Source organism: Flavobacterium seoulense (assembly GCF_000695795.1).
GTDB lineage: Bacteria > Bacteroidota > Bacteroidia > Flavobacteriales > Flavobacteriaceae > Flavobacterium > Flavobacterium seoulense.
On the sequence record NZ_JNCA01000024.1, the window covers coordinates 1 to 24,692 of the forward strand.

General features: G+C 32.1%; 26 protein-coding genes and 1 tRNA gene. 10 read left to right on the forward strand and 17 right to left on the reverse strand.

What is annotated here, in order from left to right; all coding sequences use genetic code 11:
* Nucleotides 1-47: 47 nt before the first annotated feature.
* The 3 genes from FEM21_RS12475 to FEM21_RS12485 form a co-directional block, all read right to left on the reverse strand.
* Complete coding sequence (locus FEM21_RS12475) at nt 48-770, reverse strand: hypothetical protein (protein WP_035660786.1); 723 nt, start codon at nt 768-770, stop codon at nt 48-50.
* A 106-nt stretch (nt 771-876) separates the two neighbouring features.
* Complete coding sequence (locus FEM21_RS12480) at nt 877-3,342, reverse strand: TonB-dependent receptor (RefSeq protein ID WP_035660789.1); 2,466 nt, start codon at nt 3,340-3,342, stop codon at nt 877-879.
* An 11-nt stretch (nt 3,343-3,353) separates the two neighbouring features.
* Nucleotides 3,354-5,048 (reverse strand): M23 family metallopeptidase, encoded by a 1,695-nt coding sequence (locus FEM21_RS12485; RefSeq protein WP_035660791.1) that lies wholly within the window; start codon nt 5,046-5,048, stop codon nt 3,354-3,356.
* 177 nt (nt 5,049-5,225) lie between these two features.
* Here FEM21_RS12485 and FEM21_RS12490 point away from each other — a divergent pair, with 177 nt between their 5' ends.
* From FEM21_RS12490 to rny, 3 genes are all read left to right on the forward strand, one after another.
* A complete protein-coding gene (locus FEM21_RS12490) occupies nt 5,226-5,516 on the forward strand; it encodes a hypothetical protein (protein ID WP_035660794.1) in 291 nt (96 codons plus the stop codon).
* A gap of 8 nt (nt 5,517-5,524) precedes the next feature.
* On the forward strand, nt 5,525-5,812 hold the full coding sequence (locus FEM21_RS12495) for a cell division protein ZapA (protein ID WP_035660797.1): 288 nt from the start codon (nt 5,525-5,527) through the stop codon (nt 5,810-5,812).
* 214 nt (nt 5,813-6,026) lie between these two features.
* On the forward strand, nt 6,027-7,589 hold the full coding sequence (gene rny / locus FEM21_RS12500) for a ribonuclease Y (RefSeq protein ID WP_035660800.1): 1,563 nt from the start codon (nt 6,027-6,029) through the stop codon (nt 7,587-7,589).
* Nucleotides 7,590-7,687: 98 nt separating this feature from the next.
* On the opposite strand, the gene xerD is transcribed toward rny, so the two are convergent.
* From xerD to FEM21_RS12515, 3 genes are all read right to left on the reverse strand, one after another.
* Nucleotides 7,688-8,590, reverse strand: a complete 903-nt coding sequence (gene xerD, locus FEM21_RS12505) for a site-specific tyrosine recombinase XerD (RefSeq protein ID WP_035660803.1) — start codon at nt 8,588-8,590, stop codon at nt 7,688-7,690.
* A gap of 79 nt (nt 8,591-8,669) precedes the next feature.
* Complete coding sequence (locus FEM21_RS12510; protein WP_035660806.1) at nt 8,670-9,149, reverse strand: hypothetical protein; 480 nt, start codon at nt 9,147-9,149, stop codon at nt 8,670-8,672.
* Nucleotides 9,150-9,335: 186 nt separating this feature from the next.
* Entirely contained in the window at nt 9,336-9,944 is a 609-nt protein-coding gene (locus FEM21_RS12515) for an OmpW family outer membrane protein (RefSeq protein ID WP_035660809.1), read from the reverse strand.
* Nucleotides 9,945-10,269: 325 nt separating this feature from the next.
* Between FEM21_RS12515 and FEM21_RS12520 the strand changes: the two genes are divergently transcribed.
* Together FEM21_RS12520 and aroQ are read left to right on the forward strand one after the other, a co-directional pair.
* On the forward strand, nt 10,270-10,821 hold the full coding sequence (locus FEM21_RS12520) for a porin family protein (RefSeq protein WP_035660998.1): 552 nt from the start codon (nt 10,270-10,272) through the stop codon (nt 10,819-10,821).
* Nucleotides 10,822-10,896: 75 nt separating this feature from the next.
* Complete coding sequence (gene aroQ, locus FEM21_RS12525; protein WP_035660812.1) at nt 10,897-11,310, forward strand: type II 3-dehydroquinate dehydratase; 414 nt, start codon at nt 10,897-10,899, stop codon at nt 11,308-11,310.
* 165 nt (nt 11,311-11,475) lie between these two features.
* On the opposite strand, the gene FEM21_RS12530 is transcribed toward aroQ, so the two are convergent.
* The 4 genes from FEM21_RS12530 to FEM21_RS12545 all read right to left on the reverse strand — a co-directional run bounded on the left by FEM21_RS12530 (nt 11,476) and on the right by FEM21_RS12545 (nt 14,810).
* On the reverse strand, nt 11,476-12,348 hold the full coding sequence (locus FEM21_RS12530) for a cation diffusion facilitator family transporter (protein ID WP_035660814.1): 873 nt from the start codon (nt 12,346-12,348) through the stop codon (nt 11,476-11,478).
* Nucleotides 12,349-12,356: 8 nt separating this feature from the next.
* The gene (murA, locus tag FEM21_RS12535; RefSeq protein ID WP_035660816.1) at nt 12,357-13,673 is read right to left on the reverse strand and encodes a UDP-N-acetylglucosamine 1-carboxyvinyltransferase; all 1,317 of its coding nucleotides are present in this window, start codon (nt 13,671-13,673) and stop codon (nt 12,357-12,359) included.
* Between the two features lie 92 nt (nt 13,674-13,765).
* Entirely contained in the window at nt 13,766-14,491 is a 726-nt protein-coding gene (locus FEM21_RS12540; RefSeq protein ID WP_035660818.1) for a DUF4290 domain-containing protein, read from the reverse strand.
* Between the two features lie 34 nt (nt 14,492-14,525).
* Complete coding sequence (locus FEM21_RS12545) at nt 14,526-14,810, reverse strand: DUF493 family protein (RefSeq protein ID WP_035660820.1); 285 nt, start codon at nt 14,808-14,810, stop codon at nt 14,526-14,528.
* A gap of 229 nt (nt 14,811-15,039) precedes the next feature.
* Between FEM21_RS12545 and FEM21_RS12550 the strand changes: the two genes are divergently transcribed.
* From FEM21_RS12550 to FEM21_RS12565, 4 genes are all read left to right on the forward strand, one after another.
* Nucleotides 15,040-16,935, forward strand: coding sequence for a RecQ family ATP-dependent DNA helicase (locus tag FEM21_RS12550; RefSeq protein ID WP_035660824.1), 1,896 nt, complete (start codon nt 15,040-15,042; stop codon nt 16,933-16,935).
* Nucleotides 16,935-17,882, forward strand: coding sequence for a methionyl-tRNA formyltransferase (gene fmt, locus FEM21_RS12555; RefSeq protein WP_035660829.1), 948 nt, complete (start codon nt 16,935-16,937; stop codon nt 17,880-17,882). The genes FEM21_RS12550 and fmt overlap by 1 nt, the downstream gene beginning before the upstream one ends.
* 179 nt (nt 17,883-18,061) lie before the next feature.
* The gene (locus FEM21_RS12560) at nt 18,062-18,334 is read left to right on the forward strand and encodes an HU family DNA-binding protein (protein ID WP_035660832.1); all 273 of its coding nucleotides are present in this window, start codon (nt 18,062-18,064) and stop codon (nt 18,332-18,334) included.
* A gap of 123 nt (nt 18,335-18,457) precedes the next feature.
* Nucleotides 18,458-19,018, forward strand: coding sequence for a YqgE/AlgH family protein (locus FEM21_RS12565; RefSeq protein ID WP_035660836.1), 561 nt, complete (start codon nt 18,458-18,460; stop codon nt 19,016-19,018).
* On the opposite strand, the gene FEM21_RS12570 is transcribed toward FEM21_RS12565, so the two are convergent.
* Both FEM21_RS12570 and FEM21_RS12575 read right to left on the reverse strand, forming a co-directional pair.
* Complete coding sequence (locus FEM21_RS12570) at nt 19,015-19,854, reverse strand: aminotransferase class IV (protein ID WP_035660839.1); 840 nt, start codon at nt 19,852-19,854, stop codon at nt 19,015-19,017. The genes FEM21_RS12565 and FEM21_RS12570 overlap by 4 nt on opposite strands.
* A gap of 55 nt (nt 19,855-19,909) precedes the next feature.
* Entirely contained in the window at nt 19,910-20,302 is a 393-nt protein-coding gene (locus FEM21_RS12575) for an START-like domain-containing protein (protein WP_035660842.1), read from the reverse strand.
* 153 nt (nt 20,303-20,455) lie between these two features.
* Here FEM21_RS12575 and FEM21_RS12580 point away from each other — a divergent pair.
* A tRNA-Met gene (locus FEM21_RS12580) sits at nt 20,456-20,529 on the forward strand.
* 308 nt (nt 20,530-20,837) lie between these two features.
* Here the strand turns inward: FEM21_RS12580 and FEM21_RS12590 are convergent.
* The 5 genes from FEM21_RS12590 to FEM21_RS12610 all read right to left on the reverse strand — a co-directional run bounded on the left by FEM21_RS12590 (nt 20,838) and on the right by FEM21_RS12610 (nt 24,500).
* Entirely contained in the window at nt 20,838-21,416 is a 579-nt protein-coding gene (locus tag FEM21_RS12590) for a DUF4833 domain-containing protein (protein ID WP_035660847.1), read from the reverse strand.
* Between the two features lie 17 nt (nt 21,417-21,433).
* A complete protein-coding gene (locus tag FEM21_RS12595) occupies nt 21,434-21,862 on the reverse strand; it encodes a GtrA family protein (RefSeq protein WP_035660850.1) in 429 nt (142 codons plus the stop codon).
* Nucleotide 21,863: 1 nt separating this feature from the next.
* Complete coding sequence (locus tag FEM21_RS12600) at nt 21,864-22,550, reverse strand: CDP-alcohol phosphatidyltransferase family protein (protein ID WP_051627591.1); 687 nt, start codon at nt 22,548-22,550, stop codon at nt 21,864-21,866.
* A gap of 127 nt (nt 22,551-22,677) precedes the next feature.
* A complete protein-coding gene (locus tag FEM21_RS12605) occupies nt 22,678-23,484 on the reverse strand; it encodes a phytanoyl-CoA dioxygenase family protein (RefSeq protein ID WP_035660852.1) in 807 nt (268 codons plus the stop codon).
* Between the two features lie 227 nt (nt 23,485-23,711).
* Nucleotides 23,712-24,500: an SDR family NAD(P)-dependent oxidoreductase gene (locus FEM21_RS12610; RefSeq protein ID WP_035660855.1), complete on the reverse strand. Its 789-nt coding sequence runs from the start codon at nt 24,498-24,500 to the stop codon at nt 23,712-23,714.
* Nucleotides 24,501-24,692 lie beyond the last annotated feature (192 nt).

Below are 24,692 nucleotides of genomic sequence, written 5' to 3' on the forward strand. Positions count from 1 at the left end.
ATTTTTAAATGTCTTTTTTATTGAAAAATTTTTAAAATCTTAGAATCTTAAATAGGCTGGTAACTTTTAACTTCCCATTCTTTATCTAACAAATTGATATAATTGTAATGTACTACATCATTTTTATCAAATTGCCCGTTTTTGTTAGTATCTTCAACAGTTCTAAAATACAAACGATTTTTCGAATCAATTAAACTCCAGTCGATTAATTCTTCAAAATCAGCAGAAATTTTGGTAAAATGATTTCCGCTACTATCACTTAAATACAATGATTTAATGTCACTGGTATCCAGTTTTCCATCTTTATTCGTATCTACATCATACATGGTGTAGACTAAAATTTGTTTTTGAGTTTTATTGGCAAGCGCTTTTAAATAGGTAGCTGTTAAAATTAATGCTGGTTTATCAGTCAATGGTTTTATAGAATCTGAATCTACTTTTTGAAATTTTAAATTTTGCAAATACCCCGTCAATTCGTCATCCCCTAAATTTGAAATCGTAAAGCTCAAATCAATCACACTTGAAGAACCATATTTTGCCTTTGTTCCTCGCTCATAAACTCGTAAATCTCCAACCGGATGAATTAAATAATCAGTTCCGTCCATTTGTATTGGCAAATCAGCAATCGAAATCTGAGTCGAATCAACCTTAGTTAATTGTTTTGCTCTCGCAGAAGAATCATAAATTACTTTTGGTTTTTCTACTTCCTTTTTACAACTCGCTAAAAGCAAGACTGCGATATTTACTAAGACGATATGTACTGTTTTCATACGGTTGTATTATTTAAATATTTTCAAATGTAATGATTTTTAAAAATGGTTTTGAATTTTAAACTTATTTTATGATATAACAAAATCTCCTAAAACTAAAGCCTGGCTACAATTTAGCATTCAACTTTACATTAAACACTCTTGTAGTCATATAATTAGGTATTGCATACTCGTTTTTCGAATACACATCCCGCACCCAGGTATTCGTTATTGCATTTTGATTATTAAATAAATTAAAAATTTCCAGACCAATAGCCAACTCTTTAAAATTCCCTAACCAATTCTTTTTAGCTTTCATCGAATTAGCGTCAATTAAAATTTTAGAAAAACCAATATCGACTCTTCGGTAATCATTCAATCGATTTTGATATTGATAAGCATCAGCATAAGATGGTGAACCTCCAGGCAAACCTGTATTATAAACCAAATTCAAATACAACTTCATACTTGGAATTGCAGGCATATAATCCTGAAACAAAACAGCAAATTTCAATCGCTGGTCTGTTGGTCGTGCAATATATCCCCGATTATTACTATTTTCTTCAGTTTTAAGATAACCAAAACTCACCCAGGATTCTGTACCGGGAACAAATTCGCCATTTAATCTAAAATCTAAACCTTGCGCATAGGCTTTCGCATCATTATTAGCAGCATAACGCATCCTAACATTATCTATTGTATAAGTGTTGACATCAATTAAGGATTTATAATATGCCTCTGAAACCAACTTAAAAGGACGATTCCACATTTTAAAACCATATTCATTCCCAAGAACCATCTGAATAGATTGTTGCGCTTTTACATTGTCCTGAACTGCTCCCGAAGCATCTCTCAATTCTCTGTAAAACGGCGGTTGGTAATAATAGCCTCCTGAAATCCTAAAAATCATTTCTTTTTCCCAATTCGGTTTTATGGCTAATTGAGCTCTTGGACTAAAAACCGTTTGTGAATTACCCGAAGCATTGGTCCCTGAGACTGCCCAGTTTTGCATTCTGATTCCTGCTGTGTACCAAAGTTCAGCATTCTCTAAATTGGTTTTCGAATTCCATTGAAAATAACCCGAAAAACGATTAATGGTATTAAAATTAGTTGCAAAAACACTTTGATAAGGCGCTAAAGGTCCTGTAAAAGAAGTATTAGGTTGATCATCTCTGGAAAAATCAAGAATGGGCGGATTAATTGAAAATCCAGCCGAATCGATTAGCTGCCATTCCATTAATCGGTCTCGAATGGATTCGCGGGTATATTTTACTCCAAATTCTAAATTATTTTGCTTCCAATCATAAAAACCTTTAATCTCCGAATTTACAATCAAAGCATCCAAATCATTCCTGGCATGATTGAGTTGCGTACCAATTCCGTTAGCATAAGAAGCATCATATTGCTCTGAACCAATTGCCGTATTAGTATTCGTTAAAAGATATTGTGCCAAAATATCAAAATACTCCTGCTCTATTGTGTGGAAAACAGAGGTAATAAATTTAAATTTTAGTTTATCCGAAACCTGATAAGTAGTTTTTAAAGCACCAAAATACGTACTGTATTTATCCTTTTCCTGACCATTATAAACTACGTTCAGCTCCATTGGATTATCTATGGTTCCAAATCTTGTCTTTCTTGTTAAAGGCTGATAATTGTAATTATTTTGAGAAATATTCCCCAGAAAACTCCATTGCCATTTATCCGATGCTTTGTAATTTACATTCGTTTGAACATCAATAAAAGTAGGTGTATAATTGGTTTCAGTATCCTGACTGTTCACTAAAAGACTATTATTTCGATAACGAACTCCAGTCACCGCAGTCCATTTTTTGTTTTTAGAAACGGCATCAACAGCAACACTTCCACCAAGAAAACTTGCCTCAAAAGCAGCTCCAAACTTTGTCGGATTTCGGTACGTAATATCTAAAATCGAAGACAATTTATCTCCATATTTAGCCTGAAAACCTCCTGCCGAAAAATTGACATTTTGTACCAAATCAGTATTGGTAAAACTCAAGCCTTCCTGTTGTCCTGAACGAATTAAAAAAGGACGATAAATTTCAATATCGTTTACATAAACCAAATTCTCATCATAACTTCCGCCCCGAACTGAATATTGCGTACTCAATTCATTGTTCGAATTAACTCCTGCCAGAGTTTTCAAAACATTTTCAATTCCGGCATTAGCTCCCGGCAATTTCTTGATAACATCAGCCGAAATAGTTGTTATTCCTTCTATTTGACTTTTTTTATCCTTAGAAACAATAATCTCTCCTATTTGCTCTTGTTGTTCATTCATCACCAAATTCAATTCGTAATCTGAAGTACTTTTTAAGAACAACGAAAGGGTCGTTTTTTTAAACGTGAGGTGGCTAAAAACGAGATTTACTTTTTTATTGACAGGAACTTTAATCGAATAAAAACCTTTTACATCCGACTGGGTTGCATGCCCTGAAAACGAAATATTGACATTACTAACAGGATTATTTTGAGTATCAAGAATGACTCCCTTTACCCTAACCAATTGTGCCAGAGAAGAAAAACTAATCCAAAACAGAATAAAAACGTAAGTTAATTTATTACTACTCAAAGCACCTGATATTATTTTTGACTTCTAAAAAACTGAGTATCAAATGTTTTTGAATTCCCTACCTGATCTGTCACAACAACTTTTAAAGTATTCGCTCCTTCGGCAACAATTCCATCACTAAAATAATGTGTAATCTTTTTGGTTTTAGAATTATATTCGAATAAAATCCAGTTTCCGTTTAAATAACCATTATAGGATTTTATTCCTGATCCGCTATCGCTAATAGAAAGCTGTAATGTTTTTTCATTACTCAGCCAGCGGCCTTCAATAGATTTTGCAATACTAATTACAGGAGCAACATTATCGATAGCCAAAGTATATTTCCCTAAAGTTCGTACTCTTGTCGTAAAAACATTTCCTTTTACATTCGTCGAGTTATAACCTAATCTTCCATTAGCACTAAGATTTGCAATATATACTTTGCTTTTTTGTTCTTCGGTATATTTATCACTTTCAATAGCTATTTCAAAATTAGTATGAGCAGGAACCGAATCATCATGAAGTGTTAAAACGGTTCCATTTGCTGCAAAATTCATAGCAAAATCATCATAAAATGTCTTAGCCGGAAAAGTTGCCGTCATATTATCTTTCGAAAAAATATTCTCTTTTTGGGCTTTTACAAAATAATTAGAAACTGTAGCTTCTTGTTCTACAACTGGACTCGAAGCATCATAAGCAATTGGAATATTCACTGTAGTTGTATTTCCAAAAAAATCAGCAACTTCAATTCGATACACTAAATTGATATTAGGAAGTACATTTACAATTCCGTTAGTGGCATCAGTTTTAATGATACTCAAATTATAAGGCGTATTCATAAAAAGTTTCTGCACTCTTTGAGACGTTTTTTTATAACGTGAATAATCAATCAAAGCATTTACATAACGCATTTCGTCGAAGGCATAAGTATCAAATTGGTATCCAAAAGCAGCTTTTCCATTCAAATACGACTGTACTTTGTAAACACCATTTTTATTGAACGAATTGTTATCATAATCATCGGCAGTGATTCCGAAACCAATGTTTCCATTCGCCAAAACTTTATTGGCTAAATAGGTTCCATCTTTTTGCAAACTTAAATTTAGCAACAATGGTCGTTTGGATTTATTAGCTGTTGCACCCGCCAGCGGATAAACATAGACTGCTGAAATTATTGGTGTCTTAGTATCTTTGAAATTTTTATCGAAACCAAAAAACATTGGATTAATAATTTTCTCCGTTTTTGTATCTCTGAATTCAAAATGCAAATGCGGCCCTTCGGAAGAACCCGTATTTCCTGAAAGCGCAATTAGCTGTCCTTTTTTAACGACTAATTCATTTGGCTTTGGAAACATTTCAATCTCAAAATTCTGCTCTTTGTAATGCGTTTTTTTGATGTAATTTTCAATTTCGCCCACACCAGTCTGCAAATGGCAATACACAGTAGTAAATCCGTTAGGATGATTGATGTAAATAGCTTTTCCGTTTCCAAAAGGAGAAATTTTAATTCTCGAAATATAACCATCGGCAGCAGCACGTACTTCCAGACCTTCTCTTTGCAAGGTTTTAAAATCAAAACCGGCATGAAAGTGATTTGGTCTCAATTCGCCAAAATTTCCAGACAATTGCATCTGAATGTCTAAGGGAGCTTGAAAATAATCTTTAGGGTAAGTAGTTTGAGCCATCACTGCTCTAGAAATCAATAGAAAAAAAAGTAAAAATCTCATGCGTATCGTTTTGGCTAATATAAAAAAACTAATTCGGAATGTTTTATAAAAAAAGTTTTTTTGTAACCAATTATAGTACAACATTTTGATTATTTTATAATAAAAAAACCGATAAAATATTGGAATAATAAAAACTAATACTAAATTTGTAATATTAAGTAATGAATAGGATTTATAATGAGTGTAATTGCAGAAATAATTGATACTCTTGAAAATAAAGTTGGAAAGCTTATTCTAAAACTAAGAAATTTAGAACAAAATAATCAAGATTTAACTATCGAATTAAATAAATCTGCCCAAATCATACAAAATCAGTCTCAACAGATTGAAGCCTTAAAAGCACAGTATGAAACACTTAAGATTGCCAATTCATTATTAGGCAGTGACGACAATAAAAGAGATACAAAGCTTAAAATAAATTCATTAATTCGAGAAATTGATTACTGTATCGCACAGTTATCAGATTAGTATAAACAATGGACGAAAAGCTTAAAATTAAAATATCAATAGCAGACAGAGTGTATCCATTAACCGTGGACCCGTCTCAGGAAGAAGGACTTAGAAGTGCTTCTAAAAAAATTGATACGATGATAAAGCAATTTGAAGAAAATTATGCTGTTCGCGATAAACAAGACGTTTTAGCCATGTGTGCCTTGCAGTTTGCATCGCAGGTAGAGCAAAAACAAATTGACAATGCTATCAACGGAGACGAAACCATTGACAGAATTCAAAAAATTAATGCACTTTTAGACGAAAATCTTTAAAAAACAACGTTCTTTAACAACTAAGATACTGCCTACATTAGTTAATAATTTGGTAAACTCAACACTAACAATTTAGAATGAGCAAATCATCGTTACTATAGCAAGCCAATTCAGTTTGGAAGCTTGAACAGCGAGTTAGCTCAAAACTTGTCTTTACGAGTTTATACAAACAACTTAATGTAGGCTTTTTTTATATATTAATTTTTAAACACACATGGACATATTAACGATTATTATTTCGGGAATTATAGGTATTGCAGTAGGTTTTGCCATAGCTAAAATCATAGAAAAAAGCAACATCTCTAATCTTATCAAAAATGCTAAAAAAGAAGCTGCTTCAATATTAAAAGACGCTAATTTTGAAGCCGAAAACATCAAAAAAGACAAAATTCTTCAGGCAAAGGAGAAATTTATCGAATTAAAATCAGAACACGAACAAGTAATTCTTGCCCGCGATAAAAAAGTAGCCGAAGTAGAAAAAAGAACCAGAGACAAAGAATCTCAGGTTTCTAACGAATTGTCTAAAGCTAAAAAGATCAACGATGATTTTGAAAGAAAAACAGCCGAAATCGAATCAAAAATTGACGTTTTAGACAAGAAACAAGCCGAAGTAGATAAACTACACAAAAGCCAATTACAACAACTAGAATTAATCTCTGGTCTATCAGCTGAAGAAGCCAAAGAACAATTAGTTGAAGGCTTAAAAGCCGAAGCTAAAACTAAGGCAATGTCTCATATTCAGGATACTATTGAAGAGGCTAAATTAACAGCTCAACAAGAAGCTAAGAAAATTATCATTAACACTATTCAACGTGTTGGAACTGAAGAAGCGGTAGAAAACTGCGTTTCGGTATTCAACATCGAATCTGACGATGTAAAAGGAAGAATCATCGGCCGTGAAGGTCGTAACATTAGAGCTCTGGAAGCAGCTACAGGAGTAGAAATTATTGTTGACGATACGCCGGAAGCTATTATTCTTTCTTGTTTTGATCCTGTTCGAAGAGAAATTGCCCGTCTTTCATTACATAAATTAGTAACTGACGGACGTATTCACCCGGCACGTATTGAAGAAGTGGTTGCTAAAACAGCTAAACAAATTGATGATGAAATTATCGAAGTTGGAAAACGTACCGTTATCGATTTAGGAATTCACGGTTTGCATCCGGAATTAATCAAAGTGGTTGGACGTATGAAATACCGTTCTTCTTACGGACAAAACTTATTGCAACACTCTCGCGAAGTATCTAAACTTTGTGGATTGATGGCCGCCGAATTAGGATTGAATGTTAAGCTAGCTAAAAGAGCTGGTTTATTACACGATATTGGAAAAGTGCCAGATACCGAAAGTGATTTACCACATGCCTTATTAGGTATGCAATGGGCTGAAAAATATGGTGAAAAAGAAGAAGTTTGCAACGCCATTGGAGCACACCACGACGAAATCGAAATGAAATCTTTATTATCTCCAATTGTTCAGGTTTGCGACGCTATTTCAGGAGCAAGACCTGGAGCCAGAAGACAGGTATTAGATTCTTATATCCAGCGTTTAAAAGACTTAGAAGAAGTTGCTTACGGATTCACAGGAGTTAAAAACGCTTATGCTATTCAGGCAGGTAGAGAATTACGTGTAATTGTTGAAAGTGAAAAAGTATCAGATGATAATGCTGTAACTTTATCTTTCGAAATTTCACAAAAAATCCAAACAGAAATGACTTATCCAGGTCAGGTAAAAGTTACTGTAATTAGAGAAACCAGAGCTGTTAATATTGCGAAATAATTACTCTAGTTTACAAAATATTAAAAGATCCAAATTTCAATTGTTATGATTGGAATTTGGATTTTTTTATTACAAATCAATTTAGAAAATTTGGAATTTTATTTGGATTTTCTCGGATGAAAATTATTGATTACCTCTGTTAAAAATGTTCGATCGAGATGTAAATAAATTTCAGTAGTTGTTATCGACTCATGTCCGAGCATTAACTGAATAGATCTTAAATCAGCACCATTTTCTAATAAATGAGTTGCAAAAGAATGCCTAAAAGTATGTGGACTAATTTTTTTGGTTAAACCAATTTTAGAAGCCAAATTACTTATAATAGTAAAAACCATCGCACGAGTCAACTGACCTCCTCTCCTGTTTAAAAATAAAATATCACTGAATTCCTTTTTCGCAGCAACATTGATTCTGACATTTTCCTTATAAAGAAGAATATATTTTTGAGTCGAATGAGCAATAGGAACAAATCGTTCCTTATTTCCTTTTCCTGTAATTTTTATAAATCCTTCCTCAAAAAACAAATCGGATATTTTAAGAGAAACTAATTCCGAAACCCGCAATCCGCAACTGTACAATGTTTCTAACATTGCTCTGTTTCGCTCCCCTTCCTTCGAACTTAAATCAATCGCCGAAATCAAAGCATCTATTTCCTTAACAGCTAAAGTATCAGGCAACTTTCTGCCTGTTTTGGGAGCCTCTATCAATTCCATTGGATTATCAGCCCGATAATCTTCAAAAATCAAATAACTAAAAAAACTTTTCAAACCTGAAATAATTCGCGCCTGAGAACGTGCATTCACTTGTCCAGAAACAAAATATATAAATTGCTGAACAATTTCCTCATTAATCTTAACAGGAGATACCTCTATTTTGTTTTCAGTAAGAAATAAACAGAGCCTTTCAATATCAAAAGAATAATTAGTAACCGTATTCTTTGATAAACCACGCTCTATTTTTAAATAAGATTGATAACTTTTAATATAGTATTCCCAATTCATACTACAAATAAACAACTTTTATAAGCATAAAAAAACCTCTTCATTTCAGAAGAGGTTCTATTCTAAAAAGATTACTTTTTTACAATTTGAAATTAACTCCTAGGTTAACTGAAGAAAATGTTCCACCATCTACAGAAATTCCTTTGTAAGCAACATACAAACCTGTATCTCCCATTTGGTATCCAAATTTAGGTTGGTATAAAAATCCTCCATCATTCTCAGAAGGACTAACACCAATTGCATATCCTAAATCTACTCCTAAAAAAATATTGTTTGTCAAAGTAAATTGAGCAGTTGCAGCTACAGGAATAAATCCAGCAGCATCACCTTCAAAATCACTTTTTAATAAATGAGTAGTATAACCAGTAGTTATACCTGCATCTAATCCTTCGGCAACACTCCAGGTATATGCTAGATCAGCACCTAAGTTTACAGAGTAAACATCTTTAATATCACCTGTAGGTAGACCTACGTGAGCTCCTAGTTTAAAAGCACCACTTTGTGCATTTGCAAATCCAAAAGCGAAAATTGCCGCCGCTGTTAAAATGACTTTTTTCATAGTTTAAATTATTAGATTAGTAATTTATTAACATAAAATTACCGAAACAACAAAACCAAAAAACTTATCCTACTAAAAACTTATCAACAAAGCTGTTAACATCGATTTTGTAAGAACACAATTTAAAGTATAAAAAAAAGACTATCCTTTAAGATAGTCTTTTTAAGTAATATATTTTAAAATTGATTAGAATTTGTATCCAACACCAAAGCTTGCAGCCGAAAATGGGTTAGCAATATTTCCATTTAAATCAAAACCAAATTGCGAAACATTTTCTCCTCCATCAGGTTTAACTGATTGATAACTGATAATGTTTCTCAAAGCAAAATTTAAAACAATACGCTCAGTTACAAAATAATTGATACCAAGACCAACACCTGCTCCAAAACCGTTTACTTTAGTGTCATTAATATCATCTTTAATAGTTGTAAAACCTACACCTGCATCAGCATAAGTTTTAAATCTTTGGCCTAAGTCTAAGAAATAATAACGCCCAAAAACACCAGCATCAAACTCTGACTCTTTGTCTGTATCAATTCCAGCTACTTCTCTCTTGTCTGAAGTATAACCTAATTGAGCACCTACTGCAAATTTATCAGTTAAAAAATAAGCTACACTAGGAGTAATACTAAAAGTATTTGTTTTTTCTTCAGTATTTTTGTCATTTGTAGAACCGAAACCTAAGTTTCCTTCAACTAGAACATCTCCTTGAGAAAAACTAAAATCTTTAGCATCTTGTGCATTTGCAAATGTAATTGCTAATAAAGCAACTACTGATAAAACAACTTTTTTCATAATATATTTTTTTTTTGAGTTGCAAACATACTATAGTTATGGTTAAAAAAAAAAATCTCCGATTTAAAAAAAGGTCTGTTTTGAAGAAGTGATTTAATAGAGGATTTTATCAAGTTGTTTGTTTTCAAAATGTTAATAGCACGCTTAATCACTAAATTTAGTGATTTATATTGTCTAGAAAAGCATGCTTAATTAACAGTAATTTACTTTCTTTTATTTTAGAAATGAAAAAAATGAAATAAAAATAAGTAATTATATAATATTTTTGTTTTAGCATAGTTATACCTTGCAGTCTCAAACTTTAAATAAATTAAAAGAGAATCTTATGAAAAAATCAATTTTAGCTGTCATCATGTTTTTTAGCATAGCAACAGCACTACAAGCACAGTCTATTCGTTTTGGTGTTAAAGGTGGGGTGAATTTTGCCAACCAATATGGAGATGGTTTTCCTGATGTTGACAAAGAAGGAATCACTAGTTATCATGCTGGTTTAGTTTCTGAAATTAAATTAATGGATCGTTTTGCTATTCAGCCTGAGCTATTATATTCTACGCAAGGAGCTACTTATAAAAATGCAGTTGAAGAATTTAAAAATGAATTAGGCTATTTATCTATTCCGGTATTAGCTAAAATTTATCTAAGTGAAAGTGTAAGTTTAGAATTAGGTCCTCAAGCTTCATTCTTATTAAACGAAAGAAATGATTTTGACGTTGAAGACGCAAAAACTTTTGAGTTTGCTGTAGTTGGCGGTCTAGGACTTAACATCACTAAAAATTTATTTGTACAGGCGCGTTACGGTCTTGGACTAACAGAAGCATCTAAAGAAGCTGATATTAAAAATTCAACATTCCAGTTATCTGCTGGTATCATGTTCTAAAAAAACTTAGAAAATATAATTAAAACCGTTCTTCTTTAAGAGCGGTTTTTTTTTATTTTTACAAAAAGTTATAAAATGAAAATAAGCATTATAAACGGCCCCAACCTAAACCTTTTAGGAAAGAGAGAACCTGAAATTTACGGAAGTTTAACTTTCGAAGAATATTTTGAAGACATTAAGAAAAAATTCCCATCTATCGAATTTACTTACTATCAAAGCAATATTGAAGGCGAATTAATTGATAAAATACAGGAATTTGGCTTTTCTTATGATGGAATTATCCTGAATGCGGGTGCTTATACACATACTTCTGTAGGTATTGGCGATGCTGTAAAAGGAATCACAACTCCGGTTGTCGAAGTACATATTTCGAATACTTTTTCAAGAGAAAGTTTTAGGCATCAGTCATATATTTCTGGAAATGCTAAAGGTGTGGTTTTAGGTTTTGGTCTAAAAAGCTATGATTTGGCGATACAATCATTTTTGTAATTGAAAAAAAATACCTATCATTTTATTAATTAGATTAATAAAATATTTAATCGTTACACAGAGATTCGCAAAGTTAACGCAGAGATAAACAAAGATTTAAATTACTTTGTGTATATCTCTGTGTGATTTTTCTCTGTGAATCTTTGCGAAATCTTTAATGAGCTATTATTCATCATCTGGTTCAATATGAATTAAAACATGTCCTAATTCCGGGATTTCTTTTCGTAAAGTATCTTTTAATATATGTGCTAATCTATGTCCTGCCTTGACTGAGATTTCGGCATTTACAACAGCATGTAAATCAACATGATATTTCATTCCTGATTTTCTTATAAAACATTTTTCAGTATCAATAATTCCATCGACTTTTAAAGCAACTTCTCTAATATGTTCGATTATATCATCATAAAGATGTTCGTCCATAATTTCGCCCAAAGCAGGTCTGAAAATTAAATAACTATTATAAAATATAAAACAGGAAGCAAAAAGCGCTGCCCAATCATCGGCAGATTCATAACCTTTTCCGAGAACTAATGCAATAGTTATTCCAACAAACGCCGCTACCGAAGTAATAGCATCACTGCGATGGTGCCATGCATCTGCTTTTAGTGAAGTACTGTTGGTTTCAATACTTCTTTTCATGACTAACTGAAAAGAATATTCTTTCCAAATAATTATTGCTCCAAGAATAATCAATGTCCATGATTTAGGCAAATCATGTGGCGTTTGGATATTCATAATACTTTCATAAGCAATAATTGTTGCCGAAGTCATCAAAAATCCAACAACTAAGAAAGTAATTAAAGGTTCAGCACGGCCGTGTCCATAAGGATGATTTTCATCAGCAGGACGGTTTGAGTATTTGATTCCAAATAATACTAAAAAGGAAGAAAAAATATCTGTAGTAGATTCAATCGCATCAGCAATTAAGGCATAAGAATTGCCAAAAAAACCCGCTAAGCCTTTAATTAAGGCTAAGCAGGTATTTCCTATGATACTAAAGTAAGTTGCCGATATGGCTTGTTGTTCTTTACTCATGTGTTTTTTTAATCAACACGAACGATTTTAGCTCCAATAGCTCTCAATCTTTCGTCAATACGTTCATATCCACGATCAATTTGCTCGATATTTTGAATCGTACTGGTTCCTTTTGCAGAAAGCGCAGCAATCAATAAAGAGATTCCCGCACGAATATCTGGCGAAGACATCGTAGTTGCTTTTAAAATAGATTCGAAATTATGTCCCATAACCACAGCTCTGTGCGGATCACATAACATAATTTTAGCTCCCATATCAATCAATTTATCCACGAAGAATAAACGGCTTTCAAACATCTTTTGGTGAATTAAAACATCTCCTTTTGCCTGAGTTGCTACCACTAAAACGATACTCAATAAATCAGGAGTAAATCCTGGCCAAGGTGCATCGGCAATAGTTAAAATAGAACCATCGATATCTGTTTTTACTTCGTAACCATCAACGTGAGCAGGAATGTAAATATCATCATTACGTTTTTCGATTGTAATTCCTAATTTTCTAAAAGTATTTGGAATCAAACCTAAATTCTCCCAGCTAACATTCTTGATTGTGATTTCACTTTTTGTCATAGCAGCAAGACCAATCCAAGAACCTATTTCGATCATATCAGGAAGAATTCTATGTTCGCAGCCTCCTAATTCCTTAACTCCTTCAATAGTCAATAAGTTAGAACCTACGCCCGTAATTTTAGCTCCCATAGAGTTTAACATTTTACAAAGTTGCTGCAAATAAGGTTCGCAAGCCGCATTGTAAACTGTAGTTACTCCTTTTGCTAAAACGGCTGCCATAACAATATTAGCAGTTCCGGTTACAGATGCTTCATCAAGCAGCATATCTGTTCCTTGTAAGCCTTCTTTAGGAGATTCTACTCCGTAAAAATGATCTTCTCTATTGTATCTGAATTTTGCTCCAAGGTTAATAAAACCTTCAAAGTGAGTGTCTAATCTTCTTCTTCCAATTTTATCTCCACCCGGTTTTGGGATATATCCTTTTCCAAAACGAGCCAAAAGTGGTCCAACAATCATAATAGAACCTCTTAAAGCGCCACCTTCTTTTTTGAAAGCTTCAGTTTCTAAGTAGCCTACGTTTACTTCATCTGCCTGAAAAGTAATAGAACCAGGTCCGTTACGCTGAATTTTTACACCTAAGTTTCCTAAAAGTGTAATCAATTTGTTGATATCAATAATATCGGGAATATTGTTGATTGTTACTTTTTCAGAAGTTAAAAGTACGGCACATAAAATTTGTAATGCCTCATTTTTTGCACCTTGTGGAGTTATTTCTCCTTTTAAACGGATTCCTCCTTCAATTTTAAAAATTCCCATATTCTTTGTTTAGAGTTTCTGAGTTTCTGAGATTCTGAGTTTCTAATTTTTTCGAAAAAAGACTTAGAAACTTAGCTGCTTAGCAACTTTATTTATTGATTTTTTTGATTATTGTTTTTTTGAAAAGTCTTTTTTCCCTGACCTTTATTGTTTTTATTGTTTTGAATTTTAGGCTGACCAGCTGGAGAAATCTTGTTAGACATTCTCTTATTGGTACGCAATAAATCGGTTGTGTTAATAAGTTCTTCTGTGCTTTGCAGTAAATTTAATTTACCATCTGATAATTCGTAAAGATGTTCGAAAATAACATCATCTTTTACAGTGTCTTTATTCCAGCTCAGGTAAGATTTTTTCATGTGATTAGCAATTACCTTTACTAATGCATTTTTCATTTCGCCTTCTTCCCATTTGTTAGCAACGTCAATCATATATTTGATATTGTTACCATAATAGCGGTATTTAGGGAAATTTTGCGGATATTTTAAAACATCTGGTTTTAACTGTAAAACTTCTCTCGAAGGAATTGGGTAAGGAGAATTTACATTTAATTTGAAATCAGACATTATAAACAATTGATCCCATAATTTATGCTGAAAATCAGGTACATCTCTTAAATGCGGATTCAAACTTCCCATTACCTGAATAATGTATTTAGCGGCTTTGTTTCTTACCTCGTCATCCTTAATTTCTGTTGCCTGATCGATTAATTTTTGCAAATGACGTCCGTATTCAGGAATAATCAAATGCGATCTTTCGGCATTATATTCTAAGTGATGTACTACATCATTCGCATTTTCTTTAATATATTTCTGATTCATAGTTGATTTTTTTTGACGCTTTAGTAAGCAAAAATTATAGGGAAATAATTCCTTCGATAGTAGAAACTTCGATGTATTTATCAATAATTGCCTGTGGATTTTCCATTTGAACATCAACAGAAACACTGGTAAACTTACCAGTTTTAGATTGGTTAGTTTTAATAACTGCACCCAGACAATTAAAAGCCTGCTCTACCTGTTTTATTTTTTCATTATCTGTAGGTACAATAAATTTAAACAAATATATCGCTGGCCAGGTATTGCTTTTTTCTAATTCGCCTTTTAATCTATCGAAAAATTCTTCAGTTTTCTTATCCATTTTGTCTGTAAAAATAAAAGCAAATATACGTTTTCAATTCTAAAATACGTATTCTCTAATTGTGAATTTTAGTAAAATCATTATTTTGATTCGCTGTATTTTTCAAAATCTAAATTAGATTGAGTAAGTTTGTTTTAAATACTCCTTTTTTCGAACAAAAAAGAACTCTATTTACATTAAAAACAGTCGTTTTCATTGTGTAAAAACGACTTAATTTTTTCAATATTGCATGTCTGAAGCTTTACAAATTCTAAAAAAATACTGGAACCACGACAGTTTTAGATTACCACAGGAAGAAATTATCAACGCAGTTTTAGAAGGTCATGATACTTTTGCGCTGATGCCTACAGGTGGCGGAAAATCTGTTTGTTTCCAAATTCCTGCATTGATGCAAAAAGGAATTTGTCTGGTTATTTCACCTCTAATTGCTTTAATGAAAGATCAGGTAGCAAATTTACAAAAGCGTAATATCAAAGCCATCGCCCTTACTGGCGGAATAAAATCAGATGAATTAATTGATTTATTAGACAATTGCCAATTTGGGAATTACAAATTCCTGTATTTATCTCCTGAGCGCTTACAATCGGACTGGATTTTAGAACGAATAAAAAATCTTCCAATCAACTTAATTGCCATAGATGAAGCACATTGTGTTTCGCAATGGGGACATGATTTTCGTTCTGCTTATTTGAAAATTTCGAATCTAAAAACGCATTTTCCTAAAGTTCCTTTTCTGGCACTGACTGCAACTGCGACTCCGAGAGTTAAAGAAGATATTATTACGCAATTAGGTCTTGAAAATCCTCAGTCTTTCGAGAAATCTTTCGAAAGAAAAAATATTGCCTATATGGTTTTTGAAATTGAGGACAAACTTTTTAGAATCAAACAAATTCTTAGTAAAAACAGACAACCTTCTATTATATATGTAAGAAATAGAAAATCCTGCATTGATATTGCTGCTCAATTGAATTCCTTGGGATTTAAAGCTACTTTTTATCACGGCGGATTAGCGACAAAAGATAAAAACAAAAATATGCAGCTCTGGATGGACGAAGAAGTTCAGGTTATGGTTGCTACCAATGCTTTTGGGATGGGAATCGATAAGGCCAATGTGAAAACGGTAATTCATACGCAATTGCCTGAAAATTTAGAAAATTATTATCAGGAAGCAGGAAGAGCGGGAAGAAATGAAGAAAAAGCATTTGCTCTTTTGCTCACAAGCCCTTCGGATGTTGCTCAAACCGAAAATCAGTTTATTTATGTTTTGCCTGATAAAAAGTTTTTGCAGGAAGTTTTTATTAAAATGTGTACTTATTTTCAAATTGCGTATGGTGAAGGAATTAATGAAAAATTTTCGTTTAACTTAAATCAGTTTTGCATTCGCTATAAATTTCCTGTTTTAAAGACCTACAATGCTATTCAGTTTTTAGACCGACAAGGAATTATTAGTTTGTCTCAGGAATTCTCAGAAAAAATAAGCATTCAGTTTATTATTCCTTCGAAAGAAGTAATTCGTTACACTAGCCTGAATCCTAATGACGAAGAAATTATTCTTGCTATTTTACGAACTTATCCCGGAGTTTATGATATTCAGACGAATTTTAATCTTTCATTAATTGCTAAAAAATCAAAACATACAGAAATCGAAGTTTTAAATGTTTTAGAAAAATTAAAAGAAAAAAACATCATTGATTATCATTCGAAAAATAATGACACGACATTAATTTTTAACGAAATTCGTGAAGATAATAGAACTATTAGTAGAGTTGCAAAATATCTTGAAAATCAAAACCAGCTTAAAAAAGAACAATTTGAAGCTGTTTTACATTATATCAAGAATGATAAAAGATGTAAAAGTCAATTGATTTTGGAGTATTTTGGAGAAACTAAAACATCTAATTGCGGAATTTGCTCTTATTGTGTTCAGCAGAAAACTAAAAAAGAAAACAGTATTTCTGTTTCAGAAAAAATACTCGATTTATTAAAAACAACCGATTTAAGTTCGAGAGAAATTCAAATGGAGCTTAATAATCCTTCGAACGATGTTATCTTTGCGCTTCAGGAGTTATTAGAAAACGAATATATTCTGATAAAATCGAACAATAAATATAGCTTAAACAAATAATGGAAAAATTACGAATCGTATTTATGGGAACTCCAGACTTTGCTGTTGGAATCCTTGATACCATATTAAAAAACGAATATAATGTAGTAGGAGTAATAACTGCTGCCGATAAACCTGCGGGTCGCGGACAAAAAATAAAATATTCGGCTGTAAAAGAATATGCTTTGGCTAATAATTTGCATTTATTACAGCCTGCCAACTTAAAAGACGAATCGTTTCTTGACGAATTAAAAGCCTTGAATGCTAATTTACAAATTGTAGTAGCTTTTAGAATGTTACCAAAAGTAGTTTGGGAAATGCCAAGTTTAGGAACATTTAATCTTCATGCTTCATTGTTGCCAAATTATCGTGGAGCTGCACCAATTAACTGGGCAATTATTAACGGAGAAACAAAAACGGGAGTTACTACTTTCTTCATTGATGACAAAATTGATACTGGTGCGATGATTTTGAGTTCAGAAACTGAAATTGATCCTGATGAAAATGCAGGACAACTTCATGATCGTTTAATGAATTTAGGAAGTACTACTGTTGTTGAAACTTTATCTTTAATCGAAAAAGGAAAAGTTAATACAACTATTCAAACTGAAAGCGCCGATATTAAAACTGCTTACAAACTCAATAAAGAAAATTGTAAAATAGACTGGACAAAATCAGCTTCTGAAATTCATAATCTTATTAGAGGCTTAAGTCCGTATCCGGCTTCCTGGTGTTTTTTTAAAGATAAAGAGCAAGAATGGAATGTTAAAATTTATGAATCTAAAATAATTTCAGAAAATCACAGTTATACTATTGGAACTATTGTTAGTTCTAAGAAAGAATTAAAAATTGCAGTAAAAGATGGTTTCATACAAGTATTGAATTTGCAATTTCCTGGGAAAAAGAAAATGAAAACTGCTGAACTACTCAACGGTATTTCTTTTTCTGAAGAAGCAAAAGCGGTCTAAACCCAATAAATATGGGATATGAAGCCTGAAAACAGCTAAAAAGGTGTTGCGTTATGAACAAAAAACAAAAGTTATTAACAAAATATCGTAAAAATAACAAAAACGCTTGCAAGGTCTGTATTTACTGCTAAATTTGTGTAGGACAATAATTTTTAACCAACAATTAATAACTATTTATTATGAACAAATCAGAATTAATCGATGCTATCGCTGCTGACGCAGGAATTACTAAAGCAGCTGCTAAATTAGCTTTAGAGTCTTTTTTAGGGAATGTAGGTGAAACTTTGAAAAAAGGTGGAAAAATCTCTCTAGTAGGTTTCGGATCTTGGTCTGTATCTGCAAGAGCAGCTAGAGACGGAAGAAATCCTCAAACTGGAAAAACAATTCAAATTGCGGCTAAAAATGTTGTAAAATTCAAAGCTGGAGCTGAATTAGAAGGTGCTGTAAACTAAGAATTATTTACAAAACCTTATCAATATAAAAACCCTCAATAGAGGGTTTTTTTGTGCTTTTTAACGATTATGTTTGGAGTTTTTTATTTTTTTTTCTTAAATTTAATAAAAACTTAAAAAGTCATGATTTCAGAAACATTAATAAAAGGACAATTACTTATTGCTGAGCCTTCCATTATTGGAGACTCATCATTCAATAGAGCTGTAATTTTATTGGCCGATCATGATAAAGATGGATCAGTTGGTTTTATCATCAACAAGCCGTTAAAATACACCATAAACGACTTAATTCCAGATATTGAGTCTCGTTTAAAAATCTACAATGGAGGACCTGTAGAGCAGGATAATCTCTATTTTATTCATAATGTCCCGGATTTGATTCCTAATAGTATCGAAATTTCGAATGGAATTTATTGGGGAGGTGATTTTGAATCGACTAAAGAATTGATTAATAGCGGGAAAATAAACAAAAATAATATTCGTTTCTTTTTAGGATATACCGGCTGGTCAGAAAGTCAGCTTGAATCAGAAATGAATGCGAATTCCTGGATTATTACCTCAAATAGTTATAAAAACAAAATCTTAGGTAAATCACCTGCTCATTTTTGGAAAGAACAAATTATTGAATTAGGTGGTGATTACCTTATTTGGTCAAATGCCCCTGAGAATCCTTATTTGAATTAAACAGCACTAATTAGCTCATTAATTTTCACTGATAATTCTTGAGCTATTTTATGCTGAAAAGTTTTCTTTCTGTATTTTGTAATAGGCTGAATTCCTTTTATCACATTAGTAATGAATAATTCATCTGCTTTTTGAAGTTCAAAAGGAGAAATTACCGTTTCAACAACTTCAATTCCTGGGATAGTTTTTGCTATTTTCAAAATTTGTTTACGCATTACTCCATTTAAGCAGCCTTCAGAAACTGGTGGAGTTATCAGTTTATTACCAATTACCATAAAAAGATTTCCCTGAATTGCTTCTACAACATTTTTGCTGTCGTTTAATAATAAGCAATTATCTAAGGCATTTTCGTTAGCAAAAATGCTTGCTGCTACATTCAGTATTCTGTTGGTGGTTTTGATCGAAGATAATAACTGTTTTGTAATGTAGAAATCTTTGTATAAATCTACTTCGTATTCTTTTTCTTCAAAAGAATAAAAGGTTGTATCTAAAGCTGTGGCATGAACTAAGAATGAAACGGTGTTGTCAATTGGTAAATAATACCCACCATCGTTTCTAAAAACAGTAATTCTGGCTCTGGCTGAATTCGAAATTGACAATTCATCAGTAAGTGAAAGTAATTGCTCTTCCAGATACTCCATTGTGAAATTCATTGGGATCTCCATTCGAACCACGCGCATGGAAGCCATTAGTCTAAAATAATGATCTTCTAAATAAAGTACTTTAGAATTGACAATTTTAACGGTTTCAAAAACAGCGTCACCGTATAAAAAACCTCGGTTTTGTGTTAAAATATTTGAGTCTTGAGTTACTAAAGTACCATTAAAATTAATCATAAAAAAAGCCCTGATTTTTGTTCAGGGCAAATATAAGTCATAAAATAGAATTTTACTAGACAGATCCTAAGAGATGTTTTAAATCTGAGATTTGATTTTCCCATAATTGCTTAGCTTCGACAATTTCGTCTTCTTCGGCAAAATCAATTATCATTAATGAAACATCTTTGGTTAGTTCGTCTTCCAGTATGTGTAATTCAAAAAAATAGTCGGTATCTTTTCCTGCTGTGTCAACCCATTTGAATTTTACTTTTTCACCTGATTTTTTAGATGCAAGTCTTGCTTTTTCTTCAGAGTCATTCCAGATAAAAGTAAAAAATTCACCTCTTGAGTTTACATTGTCAGCAAACCATTCAGATAAACCAGAAGGAGTAGATATATATTGATATAATAATTGTGGCGAAGAATTTATAGGAAATTCAATTTCGTAACGTACTTTAACATCCATAGGAGCAGATTTATTTTTTTTCGAATATATAGAATATAATGCCTAAAAAAAAACGTTTTTGAAAAATATTTTTTTTCTTCATTTTATGCTTGCAGAATTTGATTTTATTACTATCTTTGCACCCGCAATCAGGAACTATTGTTCATGAGAATTGGCGAGGTAGCTCAGTTGGTTAGAGCGCAGGATTCATAACCCTGAGGTCACGGGTTCAACTCCCGTCTTCGCTACAAGTTTTAAAAAACATCAAACATAAGTTTTTCAAGGGATTAGAAGCAATTTTAATCCCTTTTTTTGTGCCTTCAAAAATAAAATCATTACTTTTAGAACACGAAATTGAACACGATTTGAAAGAAAAAGTAAGATATTCAGAGCCAGAAATTTATGACGGTGATGGCAATTTATCAAAGTGCCGATACGTATATTTTTTTTTCTGAAATCCATTTCACAGGATACATAGAAAAAATGAATAATATTTTACTTTTTAAAGCATAAAATATATAAAGCTAAGCTTTTCACATCAGAGTATCTTACCTTCTTATTTTAATACGATTCTTTCTGTAATTGCTTTATTTGAGGAAGCATCAATTCCGGTCACTTCGGCATACTTTACATTGGGCAACCAAAAGGAGCCCCCTTCAATGCGTACAAATATTTTTTCTACTTGTATTTTTTTCTGATTTAGATTTACAAAAACATGGTATTTTTGATCTGAATCCAGCTTTTTTAAGGTTAAAGGCAGTTTTTTATACGACACAAATTGGAGTTCAAACTCATCATCATTTACCGTTTTACTTTCTATGCCATAGGCAAACTTGCGTTGTACATAACTAAAATCTTTTTTTTCTCCTTTCTCAGCATATCGAATCCAATACGATTTGATCGGATTACTTTTATTTATTTTTCCATTTTCCTGATAATTTAAGGCATAAATAGCCGTGTTAGTATTTGGGTCCCGCTGAATATAGAATAACATATTATCTATATTTTTAGGCGTTGGAAAATGTAATAGCGATGGATTTTTTGATTGTGCTAGTACATTTTCAGGAATTATATTTATTAAAATCACTATAATTATTAGTGATTTTATATTTTTTTTAAATAGTAATTTATTCATAACAATAATATTTATAACTAATTGGATTTAACTACATCTGTTTTTTTTATCTTAAAGACCCAATATTTAATTAATGGATAATTAAAACCATAGGAAACAAATAAATCCGTGACTACTCTTCCGATTCTATAATCGATTTGAAATGCTTTTTGAAAAATAAGCGTGCCCAATGATTTTAAGGAAATACTTCCCAATACAACTAACGCAAACTTAAAAAGCTGACTATTGATGTGACTGCTATAACCCGATTGATTTTTAAATACCCAAAACCTATTGATACTGAAATTTATAACTGCACCAACAGTTCCTGAGATTAGAATAGAAAAGCTAAAATGCAACTTAAAGACTTCTGTTAACAAAATCATTATTCCATAATCAGTAATACCACCTACAAATGCAGCTACTTGCGCCTGCAGAAAAGTGAAAATGGATTTTTTATTGAACATATTAGTCTTGGTTTTTATCTTTCAAATCACCCAATTTTAAAAGCTTCAAGCTATCTATAACATTAATTACAAATAAAATAGCAGTAATTAATCCAGCCAAGTAAGTTATTGCTCCCTGAAATAAAACTTCTGAAATTAAAATTAAAGCAATAATAAATCGAAGTTCTGTTGGACCAACAAATCCGGAATCGATACTGTATTCATCTGTAATTTTGTAGCGCAGCTGACTGATAATAATGGACCATCCATACAATGCGACAAAAGCAAAGGCTATTATTTGTGTGCCATTTTCAGCATAAATATAGTAGCCAAAACCTATAAACACAATACCAATCCAATCGGCAATAATATCGAGTGCAAAACCATACCACCGACGTGGAATATTTCTATAATAAGCCAATCTTCCATCCAGAGAATCGCCTAACCAATTTATAGCCAAACCGATAATACCCAAAAGTAAATACCAATTGGTGAAATAAGTTCCTAAAACAAAAGCTAAAAAAACGAATCCCGAACCAAGTGTACCAATAAAGGTAAGTATGTTTGGCGAAATGAATTTAGGCACCTTTGGAAGCAAAAACACAATGGTTAACTGTTCGGCTTTTTTTAAAATATTAGTTCGTTTACGATCAGAAAATGTTCTTTGTGTAATTGCATTATAACCTTCAACTTGCGTTTCCGTTTCCATTAATAACCCAATTCTAGTTTTACAATTTTCAACTTTATCTTTCTTCGGGTATTTTTAAGAAAATCTGTGGTACCTTTTAGTTTACCTGATCTAACCAGATAACTATATGCAATGATAAACAACATGATTACTTAACAATTCCAGCAAAACGCTGATAGAAAACCGTTGGACTATTCTCATTTTTAGGAGCATATTTTCCTGCTATAATAGGAATATAAATAACCCTTCTTCTACTTTCCTCACCACGAATGGATGATTCAGCAACTCTATGCCACAAACGGCCATCATGAATGGTCAAATCTCCTGCTTCTGGAATGATGGAAATTTCATCTGGATCTGCTTTATGATCTAAAAAGTATTTTTTACGAAAAAGCATTTGGTAAACACTTTGCTTGTGAGTCCCCGGAATAATTTTAAGACCACCGTTTTCAGGCTTTAAAGTATTTAAATGGATACCAACATTTAGCATCGGATTTAATTTTGCTCCATAAAAAACATCTCTCAAACCGTCTGTATGCCAGCCCATTTTTGCAAACTTACTTTCTGGTCCATTAATGTAATGATTGAAAACCATTCCGTCTTTTTCTTCAGTACCTAATCTTGCACCTTCACCTGCCAATGGTAATAAACCATTAAATCTTGGATCAAGTAAAAGACCGCTTAAGGTTTGATGATGTTGATTGATGAAAGCAAAACGTTGTACAATAGGAGATCCATCTAAATCTTTTCCATATTTAATAGGAACACCATTTACTTTTTGAAGGTCATTGTCAATCCATTTTTGCTCTACTTGTTTAGAAGCATCAATGATTGATGAAACAGTTTCAGGATTTATAAATTTTTTGAAATGGATAAAACCATGTTGGTTAAAAAAGTTGATTTGCTCATCAGTCAATTGATTAGCTAGGGTAAATGTTTTATAAGAAGATACCATGATAAATATATTTAATAAATGAAATAAAGAGTTTGAAATTTTATATAAAAGATTAGCAACAGCAACAACAGCAACACATTCGCATGTTTTTGTGCATTTGACCTTTAGGAAAATTAAACAAATTATTTTTACTATACATATTCTATCAAATTAGTCGATATTTAATGCAAATGTAAAAACTTTTTTCTTTTACAATGCATATCTTTTTTATTTTTTTTGAAAAAAATTTAAATTTTATAAATCCCTGCTGCTGTTTTTTCGATAAAAGCCTTTGGTAGTAAGCGATTAGCGTAAACCGAAATGATATTTGTAACCCCCGGAATAACTTCTGATTTTTTGCTGAACATCGCTTTTACAGCCATTTTTGCCACTTCTTCAGGCTGCATATTAAACTTTTCGGCCATTTTATTAAGAGCACTTAGACCAGCTCTTTCTGCAAAACCAGTAGCAACGGGTCCCGGACTAAAACAGCTTACTGAAATGGAAGTTTTAGTCAATTCGAAACGCAAGGCACGTGTAAATGATAAAACAAAAGCCTTTGTAGCCGAATAAACAGCCAGCGTAGGTACAGCCTGATATGCGGCAGTACTGGATATGTTTAAAATATAAGCCTGTTTTTCTTTTGAAAGTAGGGGTACTAATAAATGTGAAAGTTCTACAACCACATTCATATTAAGCTGCATCATACCAAGTTGATCGTTTAGAGAAGACTGACTAAAATCGCCCCACACACCATAACCAGCATTGTTAACTAAAATAGCAATTGGATAGTTATTCATTTTTATCCAGTCGGTTACTTTTCGCGATGCATCACTTAGTGAAAGATCAATTGCTAAAATTGAAGTATTGATACTGTATTTTACCCGTAGATCATCAGACAGCGTTTTTAATTCCTTTTCACTTCTGGCAACAAGTAATAGCGGATAACCCTGTTTAGCTAGTTCATAAGCAATCGCTTTACCAATTCCTTTGCTGGCACCGGTAATTAAAGCATACGATTTCATTTTTTTGCTCATTTTATTAATTTTAGCATCAAATATAACGATTAATTTATACTAATACTATAGAGTTAGTATTAAAAAAAATAGAATTAATGTCTTACAAAAGACAAAATCTTAACCAAAGGTCTTTATATTTTGTTTTTAAAATTCAATTCAGACTTTAAAATCGCACTATAAAAATAAAAAAGGCTTGATTATAAGTTATTT